Annotated in this window: 14 protein-coding genes; 8 read left to right on the plus strand and 6 right to left on the minus strand. The window is 72.0% G+C overall.

Annotated elements, in window-relative coordinates; genetic code table 11:
• Positions 1 to 9: 9 nt before the first annotated feature.
• Positions 10 to 2,904 (minus strand): DEAD/DEAH box helicase, encoded by a 2,895-nt coding sequence (locus tag ACFVU3_RS06900; protein WP_390064352.1) that lies wholly within the window; start codon positions 2,902 to 2,904, stop codon positions 10 to 12.
• Positions 2,905 to 3,024: 120 nt separating this feature from the next.
• Positions 3,025 to 4,239 carry a protein kinase gene (locus ACFVU3_RS06905; RefSeq protein ID WP_390064353.1) on the minus strand — a complete coding sequence of 405 codons (1,215 nt, stop codon included), beginning with the start codon at positions 4,237 to 4,239 and terminating at the stop codon, positions 3,025 to 3,027.
• A 261-nt stretch (positions 4,240 to 4,500) separates the two neighbouring features.
• Here ACFVU3_RS06905 and ACFVU3_RS06910 point away from each other — a divergent pair, with 261 nt between their 5' ends.
• From ACFVU3_RS06910 to ACFVU3_RS06925, 4 genes are read left to right on the plus strand one after another with little or no spacing between them, the layout of a single operon-like run.
• Positions 4,501 to 6,201, plus strand: a complete 1,701-nt coding sequence (locus ACFVU3_RS06910; protein WP_390064355.1) for a TIGR02677 family protein — start codon at positions 4,501 to 4,503, stop codon at positions 6,199 to 6,201.
• Positions 6,198 to 7,430 (plus strand): TIGR02678 family protein, encoded by a 1,233-nt coding sequence (locus ACFVU3_RS06915; RefSeq protein ID WP_390064357.1) that lies wholly within the window; start codon positions 6,198 to 6,200, stop codon positions 7,428 to 7,430. The genes ACFVU3_RS06910 and ACFVU3_RS06915 overlap by 4 nt, the downstream gene beginning before the upstream one ends.
• Positions 7,427 to 11,542: a TIGR02680 family protein gene (locus ACFVU3_RS06920; protein WP_390064358.1), complete on the plus strand. Its 4,116-nt coding sequence runs from the start codon at positions 7,427 to 7,429 to the stop codon at positions 11,540 to 11,542. Before ACFVU3_RS06915 ends, ACFVU3_RS06920 begins: the two co-directional genes overlap by 4 nt.
• The gene (locus ACFVU3_RS06925) at positions 11,533 to 12,792 is read left to right on the plus strand and encodes a TIGR02679 family protein (protein WP_390064360.1); all 1,260 of its coding nucleotides are present in this window, start codon (positions 11,533 to 11,535) and stop codon (positions 12,790 to 12,792) included. Before ACFVU3_RS06920 ends, ACFVU3_RS06925 begins: the two co-directional genes overlap by 10 nt.
• A gap of 883 nt (positions 12,793 to 13,675) precedes the next feature.
• On the opposite strand, the gene ACFVU3_RS06930 is transcribed toward ACFVU3_RS06925, so the two are convergent.
• The 4 genes from ACFVU3_RS06930 to ACFVU3_RS06945 all read right to left on the minus strand — a co-directional run bounded on the left by ACFVU3_RS06930 (position 13,676) and on the right by ACFVU3_RS06945 (position 18,426).
• Positions 13,676 to 14,341, minus strand: coding sequence for a hypothetical protein (locus tag ACFVU3_RS06930; RefSeq protein ID WP_390064362.1), 666 nt, complete (start codon positions 14,339 to 14,341; stop codon positions 13,676 to 13,678).
• An 87-nt stretch (positions 14,342 to 14,428) separates the two neighbouring features.
• The gene (locus ACFVU3_RS06935; RefSeq protein WP_390064364.1) at positions 14,429 to 15,250 is read right to left on the minus strand and encodes a hypothetical protein; all 822 of its coding nucleotides are present in this window, start codon (positions 15,248 to 15,250) and stop codon (positions 14,429 to 14,431) included.
• A gap of 323 nt (positions 15,251 to 15,573) precedes the next feature.
• A complete protein-coding gene (locus tag ACFVU3_RS06940; RefSeq protein WP_390064365.1) occupies positions 15,574 to 17,424 on the minus strand; it encodes a DUF262 domain-containing protein in 1,851 nt (616 codons plus the stop codon).
• Positions 17,425 to 17,706: 282 nt separating this feature from the next.
• A complete protein-coding gene (locus ACFVU3_RS06945; protein WP_390064367.1) occupies positions 17,707 to 18,426 on the minus strand; it encodes a TioE family transcriptional regulator in 720 nt (239 codons plus the stop codon).
• Positions 18,427 to 18,706: 280 nt separating this feature from the next.
• Here ACFVU3_RS06945 and ACFVU3_RS06950 point away from each other — a divergent pair, with 280 nt between their 5' ends.
• The 4 genes from ACFVU3_RS06950 to ACFVU3_RS06965 all read left to right on the plus strand — a co-directional run bounded on the left by ACFVU3_RS06950 (position 18,707) and on the right by ACFVU3_RS06965 (position 23,193).
• Positions 18,707 to 19,930, plus strand: coding sequence for an erythromycin esterase family protein (locus ACFVU3_RS06950; protein ID WP_390064369.1), 1,224 nt, complete (start codon positions 18,707 to 18,709; stop codon positions 19,928 to 19,930).
• Between the two features lie 398 nt (positions 19,931 to 20,328).
• Positions 20,329 to 21,459: a GHMP kinase gene (locus tag ACFVU3_RS06955; RefSeq protein ID WP_390064371.1), complete on the plus strand. Its 1,131-nt coding sequence runs from the start codon at positions 20,329 to 20,331 to the stop codon at positions 21,457 to 21,459.
• 5 nt (positions 21,460 to 21,464) lie between these two features.
• Positions 21,465 to 22,673 (plus strand): PLP-dependent aminotransferase family protein, encoded by a 1,209-nt coding sequence (locus ACFVU3_RS06960; protein ID WP_390064373.1) that lies wholly within the window; start codon positions 21,465 to 21,467, stop codon positions 22,671 to 22,673.
• Between the two features lie 76 nt (positions 22,674 to 22,749).
• A complete protein-coding gene (locus tag ACFVU3_RS06965; RefSeq protein WP_043232592.1) occupies positions 22,750 to 23,193 on the plus strand; it encodes a cell division protein SepF in 444 nt (147 codons plus the stop codon).
• Positions 23,194 to 23,605 lie beyond the last annotated feature (412 nt).

Here is a 23,605-nt window from a genome sequence, read left to right on the forward strand (position 1 = left end):
GGGATTCTCCTAGGCGTGCGCGGCGGAGCCGTGGGCGGAGTCGAGGACGGCCAGGACGCGGAGCATCGGGCGGCCCGTCGTCAGGAGGGAGTCGGCGAGGCGGGAGAGGTCGTCCTTGGTCTCCTCGCCCGCGAGGGTGGCCTGTTCCCACTGGCCGAGGCGGTGGCGGTACTCCTCGATCGGCGCGAGGAGGGCCTTGTCCCACTCCGAGCTGTGGCGCGAGAGGAAGGCCTCGGCGGCCTCCAGGGCGGCGGGGATGCCGGCCCGCAGGCCGTCCACGTCGTGGGGGTGCAAGGGGTTGGCCATCGTCGGTCCGATGCCGGCCTCGCGGAGTATCCCCACCATGTCGTCGGTGACGTCCTCGCCGGTGACGGCCATCCACTTGACGACGGTCGGGCGGCCCAGGGCGTTGGAGTAGATGCCCTGCACGAGGTACACGGGGGCCTCGACGCCGGCCGTGATGACCGGGGCCTCCTGGCGGCCCAGCTTGACGAGGACCTTGTCGGTCAGCCACTCCACCACCGGGTGGAGGTCGGTGAGCAGGGAGATCTCCGGCCAGCTGGAGGTGCCCGACTCGCGGGCCCGTACGAGGGCGCGGTCGGCCAGCTTGCGGTTGAGGGTGACGAGGAGGCGCTCGCTCAGGCGCTGCTCGCGGCGGTAGTCGGGCGGCAGCGCCTTCAGGCGGTGCACCAGGTCGACAGGGGGCTTGAAGGAGATCAGGCCGTTCTCGGGGTCGCGGTCCATCCCGAGGGACTGCTGGGCGTCCGGGTAGACCTCCCGTACGGCCTCGTCGACGAACTCGCGGGTGGTCGTGAAGAGACGGGGCACGTGGGCCTTCGGCGGGGCGGCCGAGGAACCGTCCGATGCGGGAGTCTCGGCGGAGGGCTCGTCGGACACGTCGTCGACCTGGGCGAAGAAGTCGGCCAGGAAGTCGTCCGCCCCGCCTGCCTCCTCGGCGGTGTGCTGGAGGGACTCGTCGACCGTCCGGCCCTTGAGCAGGTCCTGGATGAGCGACTTCTCCTCGGCCTCCGCGCGGTACAGGCCGGAGACCGCCTCCGCCGTGCCGAGCGAGCGGTGTGCCTCGTCCTCCCGCTCAAGAAGACGTTCGGCGACCGTGCGGTCGTCCTTCGCGCCGTCCACCTCGCTGGTCAGGATCAGGGCGCGGAACTGCGGCTTGTGGACCTGGCCGTAGCGGTCGATACGGCCGTTGCGCTGTTCGATGCGGATCAGCGACCACGGAACGTCGTAGTGGATGAGCTGGTGGCACTGCCGGTGGAGGTTGACGCCCTCGGAGGCCACGTCGCCGGTGAAGAGGATGCGTACGGGTGCGTCGGCGAGGCCGAAGTCCTCGACGCATTGCATCTGCTGCTCGTCGGAGAGGCCGCCGTGCATCACACGGGCTGCTTCCTCTAGGGCCTTGCCCTTGAAGCCGAGCGCGGCCGGTACGGCGGAGCGCAGCCACTCCAGGGTCTGGACGCGCTCGGAGAAGACCACGACGCGTGTCTCGCTGCGCGGCCCGACCCCGATCGCCTTCAGCTGAGCGACGAGAGCGGTGAACTTGGCCGAGTCCTGGGCGGTCAGACCGTCCGTCAGCTCCCGCAGGCGCTGGAGGGCGGCCAGTTCGGTGCCCGTCGCGTCCGGGTCGTTCTTCTTCTCCAGCGTCTTGATACGGGTGTCGACCGTCGAGCTCAGGGCGGCGTGCGAGGAGAGGAACGACTTGAGCAGCGTGTACGGGAAGAGCGGGACCTCGCTCACCGAGCGGCCGTCGGCGGGCAGCCAGACCTGGGCCAGCTCCTCGAAGATCTTCTCCTCGGCCGGGGTCGCCGGGCAGTGCACCGACTCGGAAGGGCCCCGGTCGGCCCACTGGCCGGACATCTTCTCCCGTACCTCGGCGCTGACCTTGGTGCGGCGGATGAACAGGTGCTTGATGTCCTCGGCCGAGTAGCGCTCCGGGTCGCGGATCGCCGCCGGGTCGAGCAGCGCGATCAGCTCGGCGAACGAGCGGGCGTTGCCGTTGTGGGGGGTGGCGCTGGCGAGGATGAGGGCGTCGGTCTGGGGGGCGAGGAGCTGCGCGAGCTGGTTGCGCAGTGAGCCGCGGTTGATCAGGTTGTGCGACTCGTCGATGACGACGGCGTCCCACCGGATGTGCTCCAGGTGGTGCTTGTACTGATCGGTGTTCTTGAGGGTGTCGATCGAGACGATCACCCGCTTGAAGAACGTGAAGGGGTTGCGGCCCGCGGGGATCTCCCGCTGGATCCGCTCGATGCCCGCGGAGTCGAGGCGGATCAGCGGGATCGCGAACCGCGTCCACAGCTCGTGCTGGAACTGCTCCAGAACGTGCTGCGGGGTCACGACGAGGATCCGCTCGCCGCGGCCGCGGCGGATCAGCTCCGCAAGGGTGAGTCCGATCTCCAGGGTCTTGCCGAGGCCGACGACGTCCGCGATCAGCATGCGGGGGCGCAGGTTCCGGCCCGAGAGTGCGAGCTGCGCGGGCCGCTGCTGATAGGGGAGCGAGTCGAGCAGGAAGCTGTCGGCGAGGGCCAGGCCGCGCTCGGACTGGGGCAGCGGGGTCTTGCGCAGGATCGCTTCGAGGAAGAGCCGGCTGCGGCGGAAGTTCGGCGAGTCGTCGCTGATCAGGGTGGTCTTGGCGGGGTCCATCAGCTCGATGCCGGGCGCGCCGTCGCGGGTGCGCTCCAGGCCGGTGAAGAAGACGGCCTCCTGATCGCGGACGAACTCGGAGATCCCGACGGCCTCGATGCGGTCGCCGTCATGATCGGTCCGGGTGACGTTCTTGACCAGCCATTCCTCATCGCGGACGACGATCTGGGCGCCGGGCGGAAGACTCGTACCGGTACCCGGGGCGGGCTGCCGACCGGACTGCCGACTGGACTGCTGGGCGGTCACCCGCGGTACCTCCTGATAGCTGCTGAACTGTGTAGATCTTCGTGCGGGCCATGACTCCGGACAAGGGGCGATGGTCACCTTTGTCCGGGGGCCCCGGCGCCTTGCTGTCTGTCGGCCCGCTCAGAACGCCGCTGTCGACGCGTATGTCTCCCGCAACTGGGATGCGATCCGGAGCGCGGCGGCGGAACGTCGAGGGCCGGCGGGAGGCGCGGGAGTGGGCGTGGCCGGCGTGGGTTGTGCCGGGGTTTCGGCTGTGGGCTCTGCGTCCGGGGTGGTCACCACGACCGTCGGGGTGTAACCCGGCGGTTGGGCGGGGGCGGACTGCTGCGGCAGCGGGACGGTCGGCGCCACGGCCGCCGGGTTCGGGGCCAGGAGAGTCGACGCCTCGGCGAAGGTCTCGGCGTCCGTCGGCGGCGGAGTGGGAGCCAGTACGGGGGAGGGCTCTGGTGCTTCGTACGCGGCCGCGGTGAGGGAGGCCAGCTGTCGTCGAGCCTGGGCCACCGTCGCCCCGTGCGCCTTGATGACCGCCACGCACCGGGCGACCACCTCGTCCATCGTCGGACGGTCGTGCTGTGCGTACCGGAGCATGGACGACAGGAGATCGACCAGTTCCTCGGGGGCTCCCGACAGGTCGGGGGCCTTGTCGGGGTTGACGATGTGACTGAAGAGCACCTGTACGTGATCGGCCTGGTACGGATAGTGGCCCGTGGTCATGAAGAGCAGAACCGCCCCGAGCGCGTACACGTCCACGGGTGCCGTCAGGGGCTTCTCTCCGTTCGCCTGCTCCGGAGACATGCAGGCGGGGGTGCCCATCACCATGTTCGGCGCGGTGAGGGAGGCGCTGGACTCGGCGAAGACGGCGAGGCCGAAGTCGATGATCTTGGGGCCGTTGGGGCCGAGCAGGATGTTCGCCGGCTTGAGGTCCCGGTGCAGCAGCCCCTGGCTGTGGACTCCGGCCAGCGCCTCGGCAAGGGTCGCGCCGAGCGAGGCGGCCGCCAGCGGGGACAGGACACCCCGGGTGTCGAGGAGCCGGCGCAGGTCGGGGCCCTCCACGTACTCGGTCGCGAGCCACGGCTGCTCCGACTCCGTGTCGGCCTTCACGAACGCGGCGACGCGAGGTCCCCAGATCGTCTTGAGGACCTCGATCTCCTGGGCGAACCGCTGACGGGTCTCCGAATCGACGACCGTGGGTTTGATCACCTTCACCGCGACGGCCTCACCGGCGGCGGACTCGCCGAGGTAGACCTGACCCATGCCGCCGTGGCCGATCCGTCCCAGCAGCGTGAACCCGCCCAGCTCGGCCGGATCGTCCGGGCTCAGCGGCGTTGTGTTCACTCTGGTCTCCACCTCGAAGATCCACCGAAGGTCGCGCGACGGTCGCGTACGTACGGGCCAAGGGTATCGGCGGTGTCCGACATACGGTCGGGTTCGGGTCAGACCGCCCATGCCCTGGCCGGATACAGCCATGGGTGATCGAGAACAGTCCCCGCGAGCTCAGGCTTCGCCTGCCCTCCCGAGTCGACCAGGGCGGCGTGAATCAGCCAGGTACTTCGGTCTCTCTCCGCGGTCGCCGCACCCCGGTGACAATGACGGGCGATGACCGTCACCGCCCCCAGCGCCTCCACCGGCCAGCTTCCCGAGCCGTTGGGCTTCGGCCCCTTCACTCACCTCACCGTGCCGAACGCCCCGCTCTACCGCCAGGTGATGCGGGCGTTCCTGACGGCCAAGGAACGGTTCGCGGTCCATCTACGGCCAGAGGACGTGCACACCGCACTGCCGGCGGACATCCGGCCCGCCGAGCCGGATGCCGTCGCCGGCGCGCTCGACAAGCTCGTTGGCTGGGGCAATCTGCGGGCGGACCCCGACACCGCCCGTGTGACCGCGGTCGAAGACTTCTACCGGAAGCGGTTCATCTACCAGCTCACGCGGGAGGGAGAGGCCGCCGAGGAGGCGCTGTCCGCCTATGACGAGGCGCTCGGGCGTCGCGGCGCCCTTCAGGCCGTGGCCCTCCACGACATCGTCACCCAGCTTCGCGCCCTTCTCGTCCTTGCTGCCGAGGAGGAGCCGGATCCGGCGAAGACGCATCTGGCGCTCGACGCGCTGGCCAGCCGGTTCGCGGCGCTCGCCGACAACGCCCGGGCCTTCATGGGATCGCTCCAGCGGACCATCGATCTGCACGATGTCGAGGAGGAGGTCTTCCTCGCGTACAAGGACCGGCTCATCCAGTACCTGGAGCGGTTCATCCAGGATCTGATCACGCTGGGCGGGCGGATCGCGCGGCTGATCCTGGAGCTGGAAGAGGACGGGAGGGTGGAGCCTCTGTTGTGGGCAGCCGCCAAGCGGGAGGCCGCCGACGCCTCGCCGGAGGAGGCCGCGAACGCGGAACGGGAGGTGTACGAGCGGTGGGCCGCCCGCTGGTCAGGGCTCGGCGCGTGGTTCATCAGCAGGGACGGGCGCGAGTCGCAGGCCAGGCTCCTGCGCAGTCGGGCGCTCGGCGCCATTCCCCAGCTCCTGGCCGTCGTACGAGCGCTGAACGAGCGCCGGGCCGGTCGCTCCGACCGGTCGGCCGACTTCCGTACGCTCGCGCGCTGGTTCGCCGAGGCGCCTGACGACGACGCCCGGCACCGGCTGTGGCGGGCCGCCTTCGGCCTCTATCCGGCCCGGCACCTCACCGTCGACGCCGACACCCTCGCCGCCCGCGCGGCGCGGCCCGTCCCGGCCGCCACCCCGTGGGCCGAGGCGGAGCCGCTGCGCATCAGCCCGCAGCTGCGCCGCACCGGCAGCTACGAGCGGCGTGGCAAGCCCCGCAAGGTCGAGGACCGGGAGGAGCGGCGGCGCTCGCTCGCCGAGACCGCCGCCAAGCAGGCCGCCGAAACGGCCGCCGCCCGCGCCCGGCTCGTCACCCATGGCGTCACGCGCCTGTCCGGTCTCGGTGAGCTCGACCCCGCTTCCTTCGGGCTGTTCCTCCAGCTGCTCGGGGACGCCCTGGCCACCTGGCGGCCCGGCATGCGGCACACCACCGCCACCAGCAACGACGGCTCCATGGAGATCAGACTCACCGCACTCGCCGACGGCACGACCGCCGAGGTTCGTACCCCTGGCGGAGTCTTCAGCGGCCCGGACCACCTCATCGAGATCGTCGACTTGATGGACGGAGACGCTCTGACGGACGGAGACGGCCTGACGGACGGAGACGGCCTGACGGACGGAGACGGCCTGACGGACGGAGACGGCCTGACGGACGGAGACGGCCTGACGGACGGAGATGGCCTGGCGGGCGGAGAACCCGGACGATGACCACACCACTCGCCGAGGTGCTGGACGGCCAGCACGCCGCCGAGCTGCGCAAGGCGGCCCGCGCCCTGCTCAAGCAGCCGCTTCTGCTCGCGCGCGGCCGGTACGCCGACGAGTTCCGCCTCGCCCGCCGGCACGCATCGGAACTACGGGAGTGGTTCGACCGCAACACCGGCTGGGCACTCCAGGTGGACGCCGAAGCCGCCAGGCTGCGCAAGAGTCCCGGTGTCCTCACCGACCCGACCCACCCCGCGCGGGACACGACCCGCGGTGCCGCCCCCTTCACCCGCCGCCGCTACGTCCTGCTCTGTCTCGCGCTCGCCGCCCTCGAACGCGGCGAGGCCCAGATCGCCCTCGGGCGCCTCGCCGACCAGATCGTCCTCGACGCCGCCGATCCCCGACTCGCCGCGACGGGGATCGAGTTCGCCCTGGAACGCCGCGACGAGCGCCTCGACCTCGCCGTCGTCGTACGGCTGCTGCTCGACCTCGGCGTGCTGCGGCGGGTCGCGGGTGAGGAAGAGGCTTACGTCAGCGGAGCGGGCGACGTCCTGTACGACGTCGAACGCCGGGTCCTCGCCGGGCTCCTGGCTTCCCGCCGCGGCCCCTCCACCGTCCACGCCGAAGCCTTCGACGACCGGCTCGCCGAACTCGTCGCCGAAACCGCCCTGGACAGCGACGAGCTGCGCTTCCGTGCGATGCGTCGCTCGCTCACCCGCACGCTCCTCGACGACCCGGTGCTCTACTACGACGACCTGAGCGACGCCGAACTCGGCTACCTCACGCGGCAGCGCGGCTTCCTCACCGCCCGGATCACCGAGCTGACCGGACTGGTCGCCGAGGTGCGCGCCGAGGGAATCGCCATGGTCGACCCTGAAGACGACCTCACCGACCTCCGCATGCCCGAACAGGGCACCTACGGTCACGTCACCCTGCTGCTCGCCGAGCACCTGGCCGCCGCCGACGGCCCCGTTGATCTCGACGAGCTTGCCCTCCGAGTCCGTGAACTCGCCTCCCGGCACGGCGGCTTCTGGTCGAAGTCAGCCCGGGAGCCAGGCATGGAGACCGAGCTCGTCGAACAGGCCGTCGCCCGGCTCACCGCGCTCGGCCTGGTCTCCCGTACTCCGTACACGGTCGTGGTGCGACCCGCCCTCGCCCGGTACGCGGTCGGCGAGACCGTCATCCGCGGACCCGGCTCCGCCCCCGTGCCTCCGCCGCGAAAGGCCGCCCCGTGACCCGCCTCCCCACCCCGCGACGCACCCGCTGGCAGCCCCTGCGCGTCGGGCTCGTCGACCTGTTCCACTACGACGTGGACGAGTTCCACTTCCGGGACGGGCGCCTGTTGCTGCGCGGCAACAACGGCACCGGCAAATCCAAGGTGCTCGCCCTGACCTTGCCGTTCCTGCTCGACGGTGACCTCAGCCCGCGTCGTGTCGAACCCGACGGCGACCCCGGCAAGCGGATGGAGTGGAACCTGCTCCTCGGTGGCGAGCACCCGCACTCCGAACGGCTCGGCTACACCTGGGTCGAGTTCGGCAGGCTCGACGACACGACCGGTGAGCAGCACTTCCGTACCCTGCTGTGCGGGCTCAAGGCCGTCAGCGGGCGGGGCATCGCCCGGCACTGGTACGCCGTCACCCGTCAGCGCGTCGACCACGGCTCCGTCGAACGCACGGAGGAGACCTTCCGACTCCTCGACGCCACCGGCACGGCCCTGTCCCGGGACCGCCTCGCCGAGGCCGTCGCCGGACACGGCATGGTGTACGACCAGGCCAAGGCGTACCGCAGGGCCGTCGACGAAGCGCTCTTCGGCCTCGGCGAGCAGCGGTACGCCGCCCTCGTCGACCTGCTCGTCCAGTTGCGCCAGCCCCAGCTCTCCAAGCGGCCCAACGAAGCCGCTCTCTCCCGCGCGCTCACCGAGGCGTTGCCGCCCGTGGACCAGGCCGTCATCGCCGACGTGGCCGAGGCGTTCCGCTCCCTGGACGAGGAGAAGGAGGAGCTGGCGGCCGCGTCCGCCGCCGAGCGGGCCGCCTCCGCCTTCCTGGAGCACTACAGGCGGTACGCCCGGATCGCCACCCGGCGTCGTGCCCGGCTTCCGCGCACCGAGCACTCCCGCTACGAGCGCGTGCAGCGAGATCTGGCCGAGGGCCAGGAGCGTCGAACCCGCGCCGAGGAGAAGCGAGCGGCGGCCGAAGTGGAGATCAGTTCCCTGGCCGAGACCGGGGAACGTCTGAGGGCTCAGGAGGCAGCGCTGCGCGAGGCGCCCGAGATGCGCGACGCCCGGGAGCTGGAGCACGCCGCCCAGGCCGTGACGCGAACCGGGCAGGCGGCGGACCAGGCGCGGGAGGACCGGCGGCAGGCGGACGCCCACCACACCAAGGCGCTCGGGCGGCTCGGCACCGCCGGCAACCGGCTGCGTGCCGCGCGGGGCCGGGCCGAAGAGACCTACGCCCACGCGCGGGAGCAGGCAGCCGCCGGGCACGTCGCCCTACCGGCGGACGACCTGCTGCCCGAGCCCGCATCGCGGCGGGCCGTCGAGGAAGCCACGGACCGCGCCCAGCGGGCGCTCGACCACGTCGAGGGCCGCCTCGAAGCGTCCGAGCAGGCAGCCGCCGCGCACGGTCGGGCGTCGGGTCGTCTCGACGAGGCGGAGACCGACCTCGCGCTGGCCGCCGAGACGCACGGCGAGGCGGAGGAGAACGCGGCGCGGGCGGGCCGGGCCCTCCTGGACGACGTACGCGAGCGCGCCCGCGCCTGGAAGGAGCTGGCCTACTCCGACGAGACGGGTCTCCTGGACGAACTCCAGGAGTGGACCCGTCACCTCGACGGCCCCTACCCGGCGCGGGTCCGTGTCACCCGGGCGCACACCGCCCGCTCGGCGGACCTCGCCGACCAGGCGGCCGAAGCCGCCCGCGAGACCACGGAGCTGGCAGAGCGCACCGCCGAGGCCCGTCGCGAGCTCGCCGCGCTGGAAGCCGGCACCGGACGCGAGCCCCGGCCCCCGGCGACGCGCGCCCCCGGCCTGCGCGCAACGCTGCCGGGCGCGCCGCTCTGGCGCCTGGTCGACTTCCGTGACGAACTGCCCGAAGCGGACCGTGCCGGGCTCGAAGCGGCGCTCGAAGCCTCCGGCCTCCTCGACGCCTGGGTGCTGCCCGACGGCTCCGCCCTCGCTGTGGACGGACACGACGTCCTGCTCTCCCCGTCGAACGGACCGGTGAGTGGCTCCTCGCTGGCAGACGTGCTGTGCCCGGCCGTGGACGACGGCGATGGACAGGCTGCTGCCCTGGACGAGACGACGGTGCCCCGACTTCTTGCCGCCATCGGCCTCGACGGCGGGGGAGGAGCCGCGACATGGGTGGCACCCGACGGGCGCTTCCGGATCGGTGCGCTCACCGGTACGTGGGCCAAGCCCGCCGCCACGTACATCGGCGAGGGCGCGCGCGAGGCGGCGCGCCGGGCCCGTGTCGCCGCGCTCGGCATCGAACTCGCCTCCCTGCGCAAGGAGTCGGAGAATCTCGCGGCTCGGTCCGAGGCGATCGCGGCGCGCCGGCGCACGCTCGACGCCGAACTCGCCGACGTCCCCGACGAGTCGTCGCTCACCAAGGCACACGCGCTCGTGAGCGCCGCCGCCGAGACCGTACGCAAGGCCCGTGCCCGGTACGAAGGGCGTGCCACCGAGGTCAGCAAGGCGGCAGAGCACGCCGAGCGGGCCGCCGTCGAACTCGCCGAGGCCGCCGCTGATCTGGTGCTGCCCGCCGACCGGGCCGGACTCACCGCCGTGCGTCACGCCCTCGGCTCCCTCGCCACCGCGCTGGCGGCTCTCTGGCCCGCGCTGCGCGAACAAGGGGAGGCCGCGCGGCAGGTGGACGACGAGCGTGCCGAGGTGGCCGAGGCGGAGCAGCGGGTCGACGACCTCGCCCAGCGGGCCGAAGAGGCGGCGCGTGAGGCGGCGGCGGCCGACGAGCGGCACCGGACCCTGCGCTCCACCGTCGGTGCCGCCGTCGCCGAACTCCAACGGCGTCTCGCCGAGACCGCCGAGGCACAGCGGATCTGTGAGACCGACGAGAAGAACGCCCGACAGCGTCACGCCAAGGCGGACCGGGAGGCGATCCGGGCCGAGGGGCGGATCGAGGAGCTGGAGAAGCACCTCGCCGAAGCCGTCGACGCACGTGCGAAGACCATCGCCGCGCTCCAGCGCTTCACGGCCACCGGTCTGGTCGCGGTCGCGCTGCCCGAGGTCACCGTCCCCGCCTCGGACGACGGGCACTGGGCTGCGACCCCGGCCATCGCGTTCGCCCGCGCCATCGACTCCGGCCTGTCCTCCGTGGACGACACGGATGCCGCCTGGGAACGCGTCCAGCGTCGACTCAGCGAGGAACTCAAGACCCTGCAGGACACCCTGTCCCGGCACGGGCACAGCGCGTCCGCCCGCATGGTCGAGGACGGCGTGGTCGTCGACATCGTCTACCAGGGGCGCGAGCGTGCCGTACCCGAACTCGCCGACGCGCTCGCCACGGAGGTCGGCGAGCTCACTCGCATCCTGTCCGCGCACGAACGCGAGATCCTCGAAACCCACCTGATCAACGAGGTCGCCGGCACCCTCCAGGAACTCATCGGTGCCGCCGAACGACAGGTGCGGGACATGAACACCGAACTGGAGGACCGTCCCACCTCCACCGGCATGAGACTCCGGCTGGTGTGGCGGGCCTCGCGCAAGGCCCCGTCCGGACTGGCCCAAGCCCGCGAGAGGCTGCGCCAGTCCGCGGACGCCTGGACGTCGGAGGACCGTGCGGCGGTGGGCGAGTTCCTCCAGGCCCAGATCGCCCGCCAGCAGTCCGGCGACGGCTCGGGCAGCTGGCTCGAACACCTCACCGCCGCGCTCGACTACCGCTCCTGGCACGAATTCGGCGTCGAGCGCCACCAGCACGGGCGCTGGGTCCCGGCCACCGGCCCCGCCTCCGGCGGAGAACGCGTCCTCGCCGTGTCCGTACCGCTGTTCGCCGCAGCCTCTTCGCACTACGCCAGCGCGGGCAGCCCCCACGCGCCCCGGCTGGTCACCCTCGACGAGGCGTTCGCCGGCGTGGACGACGACTCCCGCGCCAAGTGCCTCGGCCTGCTGAGCGCCTTCGACCTCGATGTGGTCATGACCAGCGAACGGGAGTGGGCCTGCTACCCGCAGGTGCCCGGCATCGCCATCGCTCAACTGTCTCGCATCGACGAGGTGGCGGCGGTCCTCGTCACCCGCTGGGAATGGGACGGCACGCGACGGCAGCGCCGCGAGGACCCCGTACGGCACGCGCTCCAGGACGCGCCCGGCGCAGAGGAGCCCGAGCCGCTGTGGAACTGACCCACGGGCCTGAGCCCGGCACCGAAGCAGTCGACAGCCCGCGGCTCGCCAGGCTGCTCGGCACACCGGACCTCTCCTGGCTCGTCGAACGAGCGCGCCGACGACTGGTGGCCGGGCAGCCCCTGACTGGTTCCGTGTCCCTGGCCGATCCCACTTCGGCTCAGCGGGCGGCGGCCGAACGACTTCTCGCCCGGGCCCCCGGTGGCGGCAAGTCTCTGACCGTACGGCTGGAAGCGGTCGACGCCGTACTGCGCCGTTCGGGCGCAAGCCCCCATGGCCTCGCCGCCGCGGTCGCGGCGCTCACCGGGCCTGTCACCTCGCTTGTCCAAACCCGTCAAGAGGAGGAGGACGCCTGGAAGCGGGCGCACACGCCGCTCGACGAGCTCGTCGCTACGGTCCCCGCGCTTGCGGAGTGGGCGGCCCGGATACGCGCAGACGGCCTGGCGCGGCGCCTGGGGCGCACTCCAGACGTCGCGTTCGATCTGCTCACCGGGGTGTCCACCGCCCTGCGCGCGCTCCCCGCCGTCCCGGTGGTCTCGCTACCTGCCTTCGCCGCCCGGGTCCTCGGCTGGGCTCACGCCCTTGACGACGGCACACCGCTGGCCACCCTCACCCTGTCCGGGGCTCGTGCGCTGACCGGTTTCCACGACGGCCAGGGCGCCGAATGGCGACGCGAGGCATGGGCCTCGGTGGGACTGCTGCGGGACGAGCTGTCCTCGACCGTCCTGACCCTGAACCTGCGCGGCACTCCAGCCCTGGACCACCTGGCCGAAGACGGCGAACCCTGCGTGCTCACCCTTCGCCAGCTCACCCGCAAGCCGCCGGCCGTCGCCGCTCCCATGGTGCGGATCTGCGAGAACCCGACCGTCCTCGCGGCGGCGGCCGACACGCTCGGTCCTGCCTGCCCGCCCCTGGTCTGCCTCCAAGGTCAGCCTTCCGCCGCCGCCCTCACATTGCTCCGTGGGCTGCACGACCACGGAGCGACCCTGTACTACCACGGGGACTTCGACTGGGGCGGACTCCGGATCGCCGGCGTCCTTCGCCGCCGCGTCCCGTGGCGGCCCTGGCGCTACACGGCTGCGGACTACCGCGCCGCCGTGCTCCGTAGCGCCACACCTCCACTGTCATCGCTCCCAGGCACCCCCACGGTGACTCCCTGGGAGCCCGCACTTGCTGCGACCGTCGCCGAACTCGGCGTCCGTGTCGAGGAGGAGAGGGAACTGGAGTTGCTTTTGTCCGATCTCGCGTGAGAATCGGTACCGCCCGTCGTGCACATAATGCACACTGGCCTTGAGTCCGTCTCGCTCGTTTCGCAACTCTGACCTGCAGTCTTCTTTGACCTGTTTTTGGATCTACAACTTCCCGATGACGCACCGTGTGCAGTGCGTGGCGATTCTGAAGCCACTGGAGCAGGATGCCTGTGCTGGGGTTTTGCAGGTGTGCGATAGGTGCGGTGTGGTGCCGTGGTGCCGGTACTTGAACTCCTGCCTGGCAGGCTCGCTGGGGCGCGCGAGACGACCTGGATGGCGGCGGGAGCGGGAGGCGAACTGCCCCCGCCACTCACGCACTGCGTTCACGGTGATGTCCAGCTCCCGGGCGATCGTGTGGTTGGCGAGCCCATCCGCCGACAGCACGATCCGAGCCCGCAGGATCGCCCGTACCTCGGACTGCGCCGAAGCCTCTGTCTTCACCCACCGCACGCGGGGCCGTACCGTCCAGCATCATCGCAACCGCTGTCCCTGCTCATCGCCGACCACGCGCGGACGACGATCACGCGAGTCACCGCCGGTCCCGGCAGAATGGGACCATGCCAATAAGCCGCTGGCATCGATGCAGCACTAGCTGGTGTCAGCGCCTGAACCCCCATTCTCATGAACGCCGGCCGCCCGTGGACATCATTTCTGTCTATATCCGGGTCGGATTCGCCTACGTAGTAGCCGAGTTGCCCGGCCGGCAGACCCGGCCGCTGCGTCGCCTTCGCTTCACCCGCGTGCTGCACATCTGCGTCTTCGCCCTTTCCCCGGCCGGCAACGACAGCCCTGCCCAATGGTCTACCAACTGGCCCCCAAGGAGGAGCCCTCGAGTGCGCAGACGCTTGATCAAGACCCCTGCACGGACTCTTACGGAACAGCTCTAGCGTCCCCTCCTCGTCACCAGCCGCGTACGAGACGGGGAACTCAGCATGTCGATCCGTGCCTCCACCACCGCGAGCCGGTGCGTCGCCCCCGTGTGGAACATTCGGCGCTGTCGCCGCTGGTAGCGGTACGCGCACTCCATGGTGGTCCAGGACAGTCCGAAACCCATGGCCCCGGCAGCCGCGGGGGCCGCGTGCAGTCGCGCCCAGTCCCAGCCTTCGAGCCCGTTTCCGAGGGGGACGGTCCAGGCGAGTGTGAGGGCGACGGTGAGCGCCAGCCATGGGACGTACCCGCTGAAGACCCAGGGCTGCGCCTCGCGCAGCCACAGCGACCATCCGCGCTCCGCCGCCCGTCCCTGAGCCGCCACGGCCTCCGCCAGTTCTCCGAGCGCGAACCGTGCCCGGTCCCGCTGCTCTCGCCGGATCGGCGCGATCCACCCTTGCGTACGCGCGTCAAGCCGGGCGATCTCCCGCCGCACCACCGCCATGGGAGCCTCTGAAGGCATCGCCTCCGGCCACCGCACCCACCGTTCGCGGTCCTGCTTGAGTGAGCGAACGAAGCGTGCCGCCATCTGGCCGACGGCGATACACATGCCCAGCATCAGGACGACGGCGAAGCCAGGACTCCGCCCCCACGCCTGGATCACGACGACCGCCGCGAACAAGCCTGATGGTGGTGCTGACGTCCGCTTGGTCGCTGCTGATGCTCACTGACACGGTCCCCCTCCGTCGGGCATGCCCACGGCGAGAAACTATCGCGGGGCCGGTGCCCCGGAATCCGTTTCGCCGATGGGGGTCGGGCCCGGCTCTCCGCCTAGCTCTGCATCTCGTGCGAGGCCCTGGCCGCGCCGGTAGAGCCGGAGGAACTCGACGGCACTGAGGATCACGGTGATCAGGAGCCCAGTGAGCGCGAACGGGTCCTTGAGGTTGGCGGGTGTGGTGACGATGTTTCCGGAGAACCGGTCTATGACGATCGCGCCCACTGCCACAAGCGGTGCTGCGAGGGCGGGGATGGCGGGATGGGCGTTGGCCGCGTTGAAGATCGTGCCCGCGACGCTGAGCGGAGCGAAGAAGAGGAAGACTGCTGCGGGAAGCAGGAGCAGGATCCCGGTCACGAGGCTCACGAATGCGTTGTCGTATTCCTCGATCGTGTTCACCGACCAGGCCACGACCCCGGTCGTCGCGCCCGCCAGAGCAAGGACGGAGAGCGGGCCGGGAATCGTCAACCCCTCGCCGTCGATGCGGAACAGGCGAACCAGCCGAGGCCGGCGGCTACCAGGTGGGCCGACGACGACGTACACGCCTGCTAGGACGACAAGGACGATGCTGGTGATGATTGCCAACAGCCCGTACTTCACGATGACGGCGTCCACCCACCCGAAGAACCCGTCAGTGGCGAGCCCGTAGCGATAGGCCAGGGTCAGCACGACGACGGCGGTGACGATCGTGCGCGCAAGCGCGAACAGGGAAAAGGACGTCCGGAGGAACAGAGCCACGATGGTGAGGCCCACGAGCACCCATGTGCCCACGATCTGAATCAGCCAGAGCACGAAGGCCCCTAAGACGCCGAGCATGGAGCACCTCCCTACAAGTCGATTGATCCGGCGGCGACCGTATCGGAAAGGTCAGGCTGGCGGCCTGCTCGACGAAGGTCGTGCGTGGGTACTGGGGCGCACCGCAGAGAGACCTTCGGGCCTGAGGCGCCTCATCTCATGCTTGTTGCCCATAGTGCCGAAACCACCCCGCGACCGAAGGTGAGACCTCAGGTTTCGCTCCTGGGAGCACCGAGAACGCAGGAATGGCCTGATCCTCACTGAGGAACAGGCCCTTGACCTGGGTTTGGTTTATGAACGCAGTGCAGGGCGCCGGCGCCGGCCGGTCTCGTGGGTTGGGGGTGTCATCCGTTGTGGTGCTCGGACGACGACGGGTCGGCGCGTAGGGCGTCGGCGTGCGGCCAGATGTCCAGGGACAGCGAGGTGAGGTACGTGCCTCGGGTGCGGATGCGATGCTCGTCCCAGGTCGTGGCCCAGTCGCCGATGTCCGTGTCCGGTGGAGCGCTGAGCAGAGTGCCGTGGGTGAGGCGCAGCAGGCTGTGCTTGCCGAGCCACTGCCGCTTGTCCTCCCAGGCCATGTTGCCCAGGGTGGGGTTCAGGCGGGCGGTGACCAGGGTCAGGTTGCCGAGCGTGTGGACCAGTTCGTCTCGGTCGGCTCCTTCGGTCTCATCGTCGTCGAGGGGCGGCCAGTTGTCGCGCCAGCTCTGCGGCATGACGTGCTCGATGGTCAGCTTCGCGCCGCTCTGCTCCCCGACCGGGGCGGTGAGCTGTTCGGTGTGATCGGTGCGCAGCTCGTCCTCCAGCGCCTCCAGGAGGATGCGTACGCTGCGGCGGACCAGGCGGGAGTAGAGGGGGTCCTGTTCCAGCGAGGCGCGGAACTCGTTGTCGCTCGGCCAGTGACGGTGGTGGCCGTGCATGGCCGAGAGTGCCGTGATGACGGCATCGTCCGCGCGGTCGGGCTGCCGGGCCACGGCCGAGACCAGGTCGCGGAAGACGTTGTTGTAGTCGCGGGTGCTGAGATTGAGCACCGCCCGGCGAACGAGGTAGCTGTCGATGGCCCGGATCGTCCGCCGTCGGCGCTCCAGGGGCAGCACCGACTCGTCCAGACCGTAGAGGAAGAGGAGCAGGGGCATCGGAGTGGAGGTCTGAAGGACCTTCATCCGGTACAGGAACCGCCCCTCGACACCATGAAGGGGATGGTCGTCGATGAGGTCGTAGATCTCGGCGTACCGGGCCAGCTCGGCGAAGATGTCCTCGGTGGGGACGGCGGCCGAGAGCAGCCAGCGCTCGAACTCCTTGAACAGCGTCGAGGCGGTGAACTCGCGCTGGGTGCGCATGGTGAGCCAGTAGGTCAGGAACACGTCGAGGCGGCTTCGCGTGATGCGGCCGGTCGTCTGTTCCATGCGCCATTCGTCCTGGTCGAAGGGCGCCCAGTACGTCTTGTACAGCCGGTCGACGTCCGCGCCGGCGCGTTCGGCGTCGCGGAACAGCAGGTTCTTGATCAGATCCGCGTGCTCCAGCGGTGTACCGCGGCTGTTCAGCGTCTCGAAGACGACCTGCGCGTCGTCGTGCTCTTCCAAGTCGATGATGACCAGGCGCAGTTGTTCCCGCAGTGCCTGAACCAGCATCCCGAGTCGCTCGTGCGGCTCATCGGCGTCCGCCAGCCACCGGTCGATCTCCTGCTGAAAGTAGCCGACGGCTTCGGCGAGTCGCCCCGACCCCGCCTGGCCGAGCATGACGGTGCGGAACTCGTCACGGTCCGCGTTGGTCGGCCAGACCTTGTAGAGGTGATCGGGGTGCTCGTCGCGGTCGAACAGGTCCTCGTCGTTCTCCAGGAACTTGCTCAGCAGCCGTACGGAGCGCTCGTGGTTGAGGGCGGCCGCCGACAGGCGCGCGGCGAACAGGAACAACTGCAGTGTCGTCAGGCGCTGCTGGCCGTCGATGACCTGCCGTGTCTCCAGGCTCGACGAGAGGTACGGGGTCGCGTCGAAGACGACCGCCCCGAGGAAGTGCGGCGCCACCGTCTCCCCGGTCAGAGCCGCCTGTTCGGCCCGTTCGACCGTGCGGCGGATGTCCTCCCACAGCGCCGACCAGTTGTCGTCCCGGTTCCACACGTACGGCCTCTGGAACAGTGGCACCGTGTAACGCACATCCCGGCCGAAGATCCGCCGCAGGTCGACCGTGTCCGCTCTCATGGATGGGGGTCCCCTCCCTCGCGTTCAGGGTATTAACGTAGCGATCTTCGCTCTGCTCGATCTGCCTGATGCGTGAACTTCTGCGGGAAAGCGGAGGGCGTTCACGATCCTGACCGGAGGCTGTCGGGTTTCCGAGCCCGACGCCGCGGTGCCGGGCTGCGCGAACGACAGGGGCGTGGCCGGTGGCCCTGCGGGCTTCGAGGCGGTCCTCGTCCTGCCTCTGCGGATCGCCCCGGAGCAGCTCTCGGAGGGGTGCTCCTCCCGGCTGCTCGGGCGCCGGTGTCAGGAGTCCTTCAGGGTGAGGTAGTCGGAGAGGAGCGCTGCCGCCCTCAGCATCGCCGTGCCCCTCGCCGTGACGCGGTGGCGCCAGCTCTCCAGGGCCGTCTCCAGGGCGTCGGTGTCGCCGGCCGTCCGGACCTGGCCGACGACGGTGGCGATGAGGTCCAGGGGATAGCGGCCGCGGCGGAGGAAGTGGGCCAGCTCGGCGTCGCGGACGTCGTCGGCGTCGTAGGTGCGGTGACGGGTGTCGGGGCGGCGGTCCGGGACGAGGATGCCCGCCCTCTCCCACGTGCGGATCGTCGCCACGCTGACGCCGATGCGGCGGGCCAGCTCGCCGATGGTGAAGGGCTGGGGGGTGCGCGGGGCGGCGCGCCAGGTGGAGCCCTGTGCGCGTCGCGTGAGGTGGGCGAGGACCTCGCCGACCGCGTCCAGGGTGCCCCGGTCGCGGAGGAGTTCGGCGTGGCTCCGGTCGATCGCCGCCAGGGCGTCGTCCAGGCGGCCGCCGGTGACCGCCCGCATGATCGTGCCGCCCTCGGCGTACCCATGGGCCGGGACGAGGGCGAGATACGCCCGCAGGGCCGCCGCGTGGTGCCGGGTGTACCGGCGGTACCCGGCCTCGGTGCGCTCGGCCGGCGGCAGGAAGCCCTCGCGCTCGTAATTGCGCACGGTCTGAGGAGAGATGCCGTGCTCCTGGGCGAGATCGACCGGTCGCAGATGAGCCATGTTTGAAACTATAGGAGGGTGAGAGGCGGTCGATTCCGGGCCAACCTTCAAAGGGATGTTCAGGTGTAGCTTCCAGCGTGAGGCGCACTCGGGGCGCTCCCGCGACGCTCGGCGGACGCTTTCCACGGACGCTTTCCACGGACGCTTTCGAGGGACGCTTTCCACGGGGGCTCTCGACGCGCTGCTCCTGAGGCGCGCGTCGGCGGACCCGCCGGCTCGTCCCCCAGACCGGGCGCCCCGGGTGATCCGCGCCTCACCCAGCCCGAGAAAGGTGGACCGCATGACCGTCGCCCTCAAGGACGCCGTCCGAACCGCCGACGCCGCGAACCTCGTCGAACTGCTCGGGTCCCGCCCGCGGTTGCTCGCCCTGGGCGAGCCCACCCATGGCGAGGACGCCCTCCTCGACGTCCGCAACGACCTCTTCCGCCGGCTCGTCGAGGACGAGGGGTACCGGATCTTCGCGATGGAGAGCGACTGCCTGGCCGGTCTGATCGTCGACGCCCACGTCACCACCGGTACCGGCGACCTCGACGACGTCATGGCCCGCGGATTCAGCCACGGATTCGGCGGTTCCGCCGCCAACCGCGCCCTCGTCCGGTGGATGCGCGCCTACAACGACGGGCGGCCCGCGGCGGAGCAGGTGCGGTTCGCCGGCTTCGACGGCCCGCTGGAGACGAGCGGCGGCGCGAGCCCCCGGCAGGCGCTCGTCGCGCTCCACGCCCACCTCGCCGCCCGGTACGACGCCACGATGCTGCCCTGCACCGCCGAGACCCTCGACGCCCTCCTCGGCGACGACGGCCGCTGGACCGAACCCGCCGCGATGAGGGACCCCTCCCGGTCCGTGGGGCGGACGCCCGAAGCGGAACGGCTGCGGCTGGTCGCCGACGACCTGACGGCCCTGCTCGACGCGCTGACCCCGGACCTCGCGGAGCCGGCCGCACGCGAGGACTGGGAGCGGGCGCGGCTCCGCGCCCGCACCGCCGCCGGGCTCCTGCGCTACCACTCGGCCATGGCCGACACCTCGCCCGCCCGCCTGGGCCGGCTGCTGACCCTCCGCGACGGCCTCATGGCCGCGAACCTGCTCGCCCTCACCGAGCGCGGCCCCGTCTTCGCCCACGGCCACAACGCGCACCTCCAGCGCGAGCGGAGCGGCATGCGGATGGGGGAGCGGCGCTGGGAATGGTGGAGCGCCGGCGCGATCGCCGCCTCCCGCCTCGGCGAGGAGTACGCCTTCGTCGCCACCGCCCTCGGCACCGCCCGCCACCGCGGTGTGCAGGATCCGCCGCCGGACACCGTCGAGGGACTGCTGTACGCGCTCCCCGAGGACCGCTGCCTGGTCGACGTACGCCTCCTCGCCGACGCGCTCGGGGACGTACCGCCCGCTCCCCGCGCGTCCCCCTGGTACGGCTACGCGCCCCTCGACCCCGCCCGCCTGGCCGACAAGGACGCCCTCGTCTTCGTGAAGGACGCCCCCGAGGGGCCGCAGTGGTGGCCCGCGGGCTGATCCACCCCCGCCCCGAGGGGGGCGGAGGCCAGAGCCCAGTGCTGGTAGTGGCGGGGGTCGCGGTACGGCTGCGGGGCGGACGACGGCGCCCCGCAGCCCGCCCGCCCGCTGCCCCGCCCGCTTGCCTGCCCGTCCTGTCCCGGGCCGGGGCGAGCCGGGCCGGGGCGGCCCGTTGAGCGGCTGGCGTACGAACCGGCGCCCGCGCGTCCGTACGTCCTTCCGCCCCGCCTCCGCTCCGAGCCCCCGCTCCGACCTCACCCCCGCCGCTCCGCCCCCGCCCCCGGCCCTCCGCCCCTGCCCCCGGTCCTCCGCCCCCGCCCCCGCTCCGACCCCACCCTCGCCGCTCCAACCCCTCCCCACCCCCACCCCACCCCCGCACCACACGTCACACTCTCCCCGTGACCACCAGCACGCCCGCCACCGACCCGGCCGCCTCCGCCGCTTCCGCCCCCGGCTCCCGCCCCGCCCCCCGCCCCGTCCTTCGTTCCGGCCCCCGTCCCCACTCCCGCCCCCACCTCCGTCCCGGCACCGGTCACGCCCCCTCCCACCACGGCGAACTCCTCCAGGGCTTCTTCCGGGGGGCCGACGGCCGCCCGTGCGCCGGGCTCGTCACCCTCCCCCTGGCCACCCCCGGCACGCGGGCCGACTTCACCCCCCGTACCGGGGTTCCGGCCGGCGCCGTCACCGTCGCCCCCGCCGGCCGCGCCAAGGCCGCCGAAGCCGCGCGGCTCGCCGTCGCCGAGTGCGCCGCCCGCACCGGCCGCCCCGCCCGCGGCGGCACCCTGCGTCTCACCGGCGCGGTCCCGCTCGGTCTCGGCATGGGCAGCTCCACCAGCGACGTCCTCGCCACCGTGCGCGCCGTCGCCGACGCGTACGGGCTCCGCCTCGATCCCGGCACCACCGCGCGCCTCGCCGTCCGCGCCGAACGCGCCAGCGATCCCCTGATGCTCGACGCCCGGCCCGTCCTCTTCGCCCAGCGCGAGGGCCGCGTCCTCGACGTCCTCGGCCCCGCCCTGCCGCCGCTCCTCGTCGTCGGCTGCCTCCTCGGCGGCGGCGCCCCCGTCGACACCCTCGCCCTGCCCGTCCCCACGCCCACCGACGCCGACCTCCACGCCTACGCCCTCCTCCGCGACCGGCTCCGCCGCGCCCTCGCCGACGGCGACACCGCGCTCCTCGGCCAGGTCGCCACCGCGAGCGCCCGCAAGGCCCAACGCCACCTGCGGCAGCCGGAGTTCGACACACTCATAGCCCTCGCCCGCCGGACCGGTGCCGTCGGCGTGCAGATCGCGCACAGCGGCTCCGTCGCCGGCGTCCTCCACGACCCGGCCACCCCCGGCGCCGCCGCCCGCGCCGACGCCACCCGCCGCGCCCTCGACGCCCACCGCATCCCGTACACCCGCACGTTCACCGCGGGCGGCGCCGACCCGGCGGACGACGGCATCGTCGCCTCCGGCGCCAACTCCACCGGCGCGCACGGTCTTCGGACCGTGAGACAACCCTGGACAGGGAACGGTTGCTCCCTACACTGAACCGCATGCCTTCTGCCGCCCCGGTGTCCCGGACCGCCGCCCCCACGCCCTCCGTCGCCTCCCGGCTGGGGAACGTCGCCTCCTCGCCGGTACGCGAGATCCTGGCGCTGACGGCCCGGCCCGAGGTCATCTCGTTCGCCGGCGGGCTGCCCGCCCCCGAACTCTTCGACACCGAGGGCATCAAGGCCGCCTACCAGGCCGTCCTCACCGACAGCCCGCGCTCCGCCCTCCAGTACTCCACCACCGAGGGCGACCCCTCGCTCCGGGCCGCGGTCGCCGACCGGCTCACCGCCCGGGGCCTGCCGACCGACACCGACGACCTGCTCGTCACCACCGGCTCCCAGCAGGCGCTCACCCTGCTCGCCACCGCGCTCCTCGAACCCGGCAGCGTCGTCCTCGTCGAGGACCCCTGCTACCTCGCGGCCCTCCAGACCTTCGGCTTCGCCGGCGCCCGCGTCGTCCCCGTCCCCACCGACGACGACGGCATCCTCCCCGAGGCCCTCGACGAGATCGCCGCCCGCGAGAAGCCCACCCTGCTGTACATCATCCCCACCTTCCAGAACCCCACCGGCCGCACCCTGCCCGCCGGCCGCCGCGCCGCCGTCGCCGAGGCCGCCGCCCGGCACGGCTTCTGGATCGCCGAGGACGACCCGTACGGCGAACTGCGCTTCGAGGGCGAGGCCGTCCCGAACCTCGCCGGCATCCCCGCCGCGGCCGACCGCACCGTCCTCCTCGGCTCCTTCTCCAAGGTCATGGCCCCCGGCCTGCGCCTCGGGTACCTCCGCGCCCCCGCCGCGCTCCGCCGCGCCTGCGCCATCGCCAAGCAGGCCGCCGACCTGCACACCTCCACCGTCGACCAGGCCGCCGCCGCCCGCTACCTCCGCGACAGCGACCTCGACGCCCACGTCGCCGGCATGCGCGCCGCCTACCGGGCCCGCCGGGACGCCATGCTCGACGGCCTGCCCGGCGCCCTCCCCGCGGGCAGCCGCTGGAACCGGCCCGAAGGCGGCATGTTCGTCTGGGCCACCCTCCCCGACGGCCACGACGCCACCGCCCTCCTCGCCACCGCCATCGGGCACGACGTCGCCTACGTCCCCGGCGCCCCCTTCTTCTCCGGCACCCCCGACCCCGCCTCCCTCCGCCTCTCCTTCACCACGCACGCGCCGGACGAGATCGCCGAGGGCCTGCGCCGCCTGGCCAAGACCTTCGCGTGACGCCCGTGGCCCCGCCGTGACCCGTTCACCCGTGTCGTTGTTGGGCCGAACGGGTGAGGAGCGGGAGGATGGGGCCATGAGTAGGTACGAGAGGTACGACGTCACCGACGAGCAGTGGGAGGGCCTGGCCCAGGTCCTGCCGCTGCGCGGCCGTGACGAATGGCCGTCCAGGGTCGATCACCGCACGATCCCCGAGCAGTACGAGTCCGTCGAACAGCGCCGCATGGTCGTGCTGCGGGTCCAGGTCTTCGCCGACGCCCGCGAGGTCGCCGAGTACCTCATCGCCCAGATCCCGGTCCTGCTCGACCTCACCAGCGCCGACCCCGAAGTCGCCAAGCGCGTCCTCGACTTCAGCAGCGGCGTCGTCTTCGGCCTCGGCAGCGGCATGCACCGCGTCGACCGCAACGTCTTCCTGCTCGCCCCTCCCGGGACCGAGGTCGAGAGCACCGGCGACGGCCCGGCCGGCGACGAGGACGACGAGCCCGTCGGCGCCCCCCGCGCGGGCGTCCCCCGATCGTAGGAAGGTCATCTCGCCGTAACGGTTCGTCAGCACCGTCCCTGCGTACGGTCCGCTCATGGACCTCACCGGCGGCCCCGCCCTCGCCCGCACCCCCGGCCCCCGCACCTCCGAGCCCCGCACCCCGGACCCGCGGACGCCCGACCCTCGTACCTCCGACCCACGTACCCCTGACCCTCGTACCCCCGACCCACGGACTTCCGTTCCACGGACCTCCGACCGTCGTCCCTCCGATCCACGTGCCACTGACCCCCGGGCCCAGCGCCTGAACACCGTCCCGCACCCCCGCCCGACCCCACCGGCCCCCACCCGGGGACCGGGGCAGGGCGGCGGCGCCGGTACGAGGACGAGGACGAGGACGGGGGCGGGGGCGGGTGCTGGCGCAGGCGCAGGGACAGAGCCAGGAACAAGGGCA

This window comes from Streptomyces sp. NPDC058052 (assembly GCF_042885515.1).
In the GTDB taxonomy this organism is placed as follows: domain Bacteria; phylum Actinomycetota; class Actinomycetes; order Streptomycetales; family Streptomycetaceae; genus Streptomyces.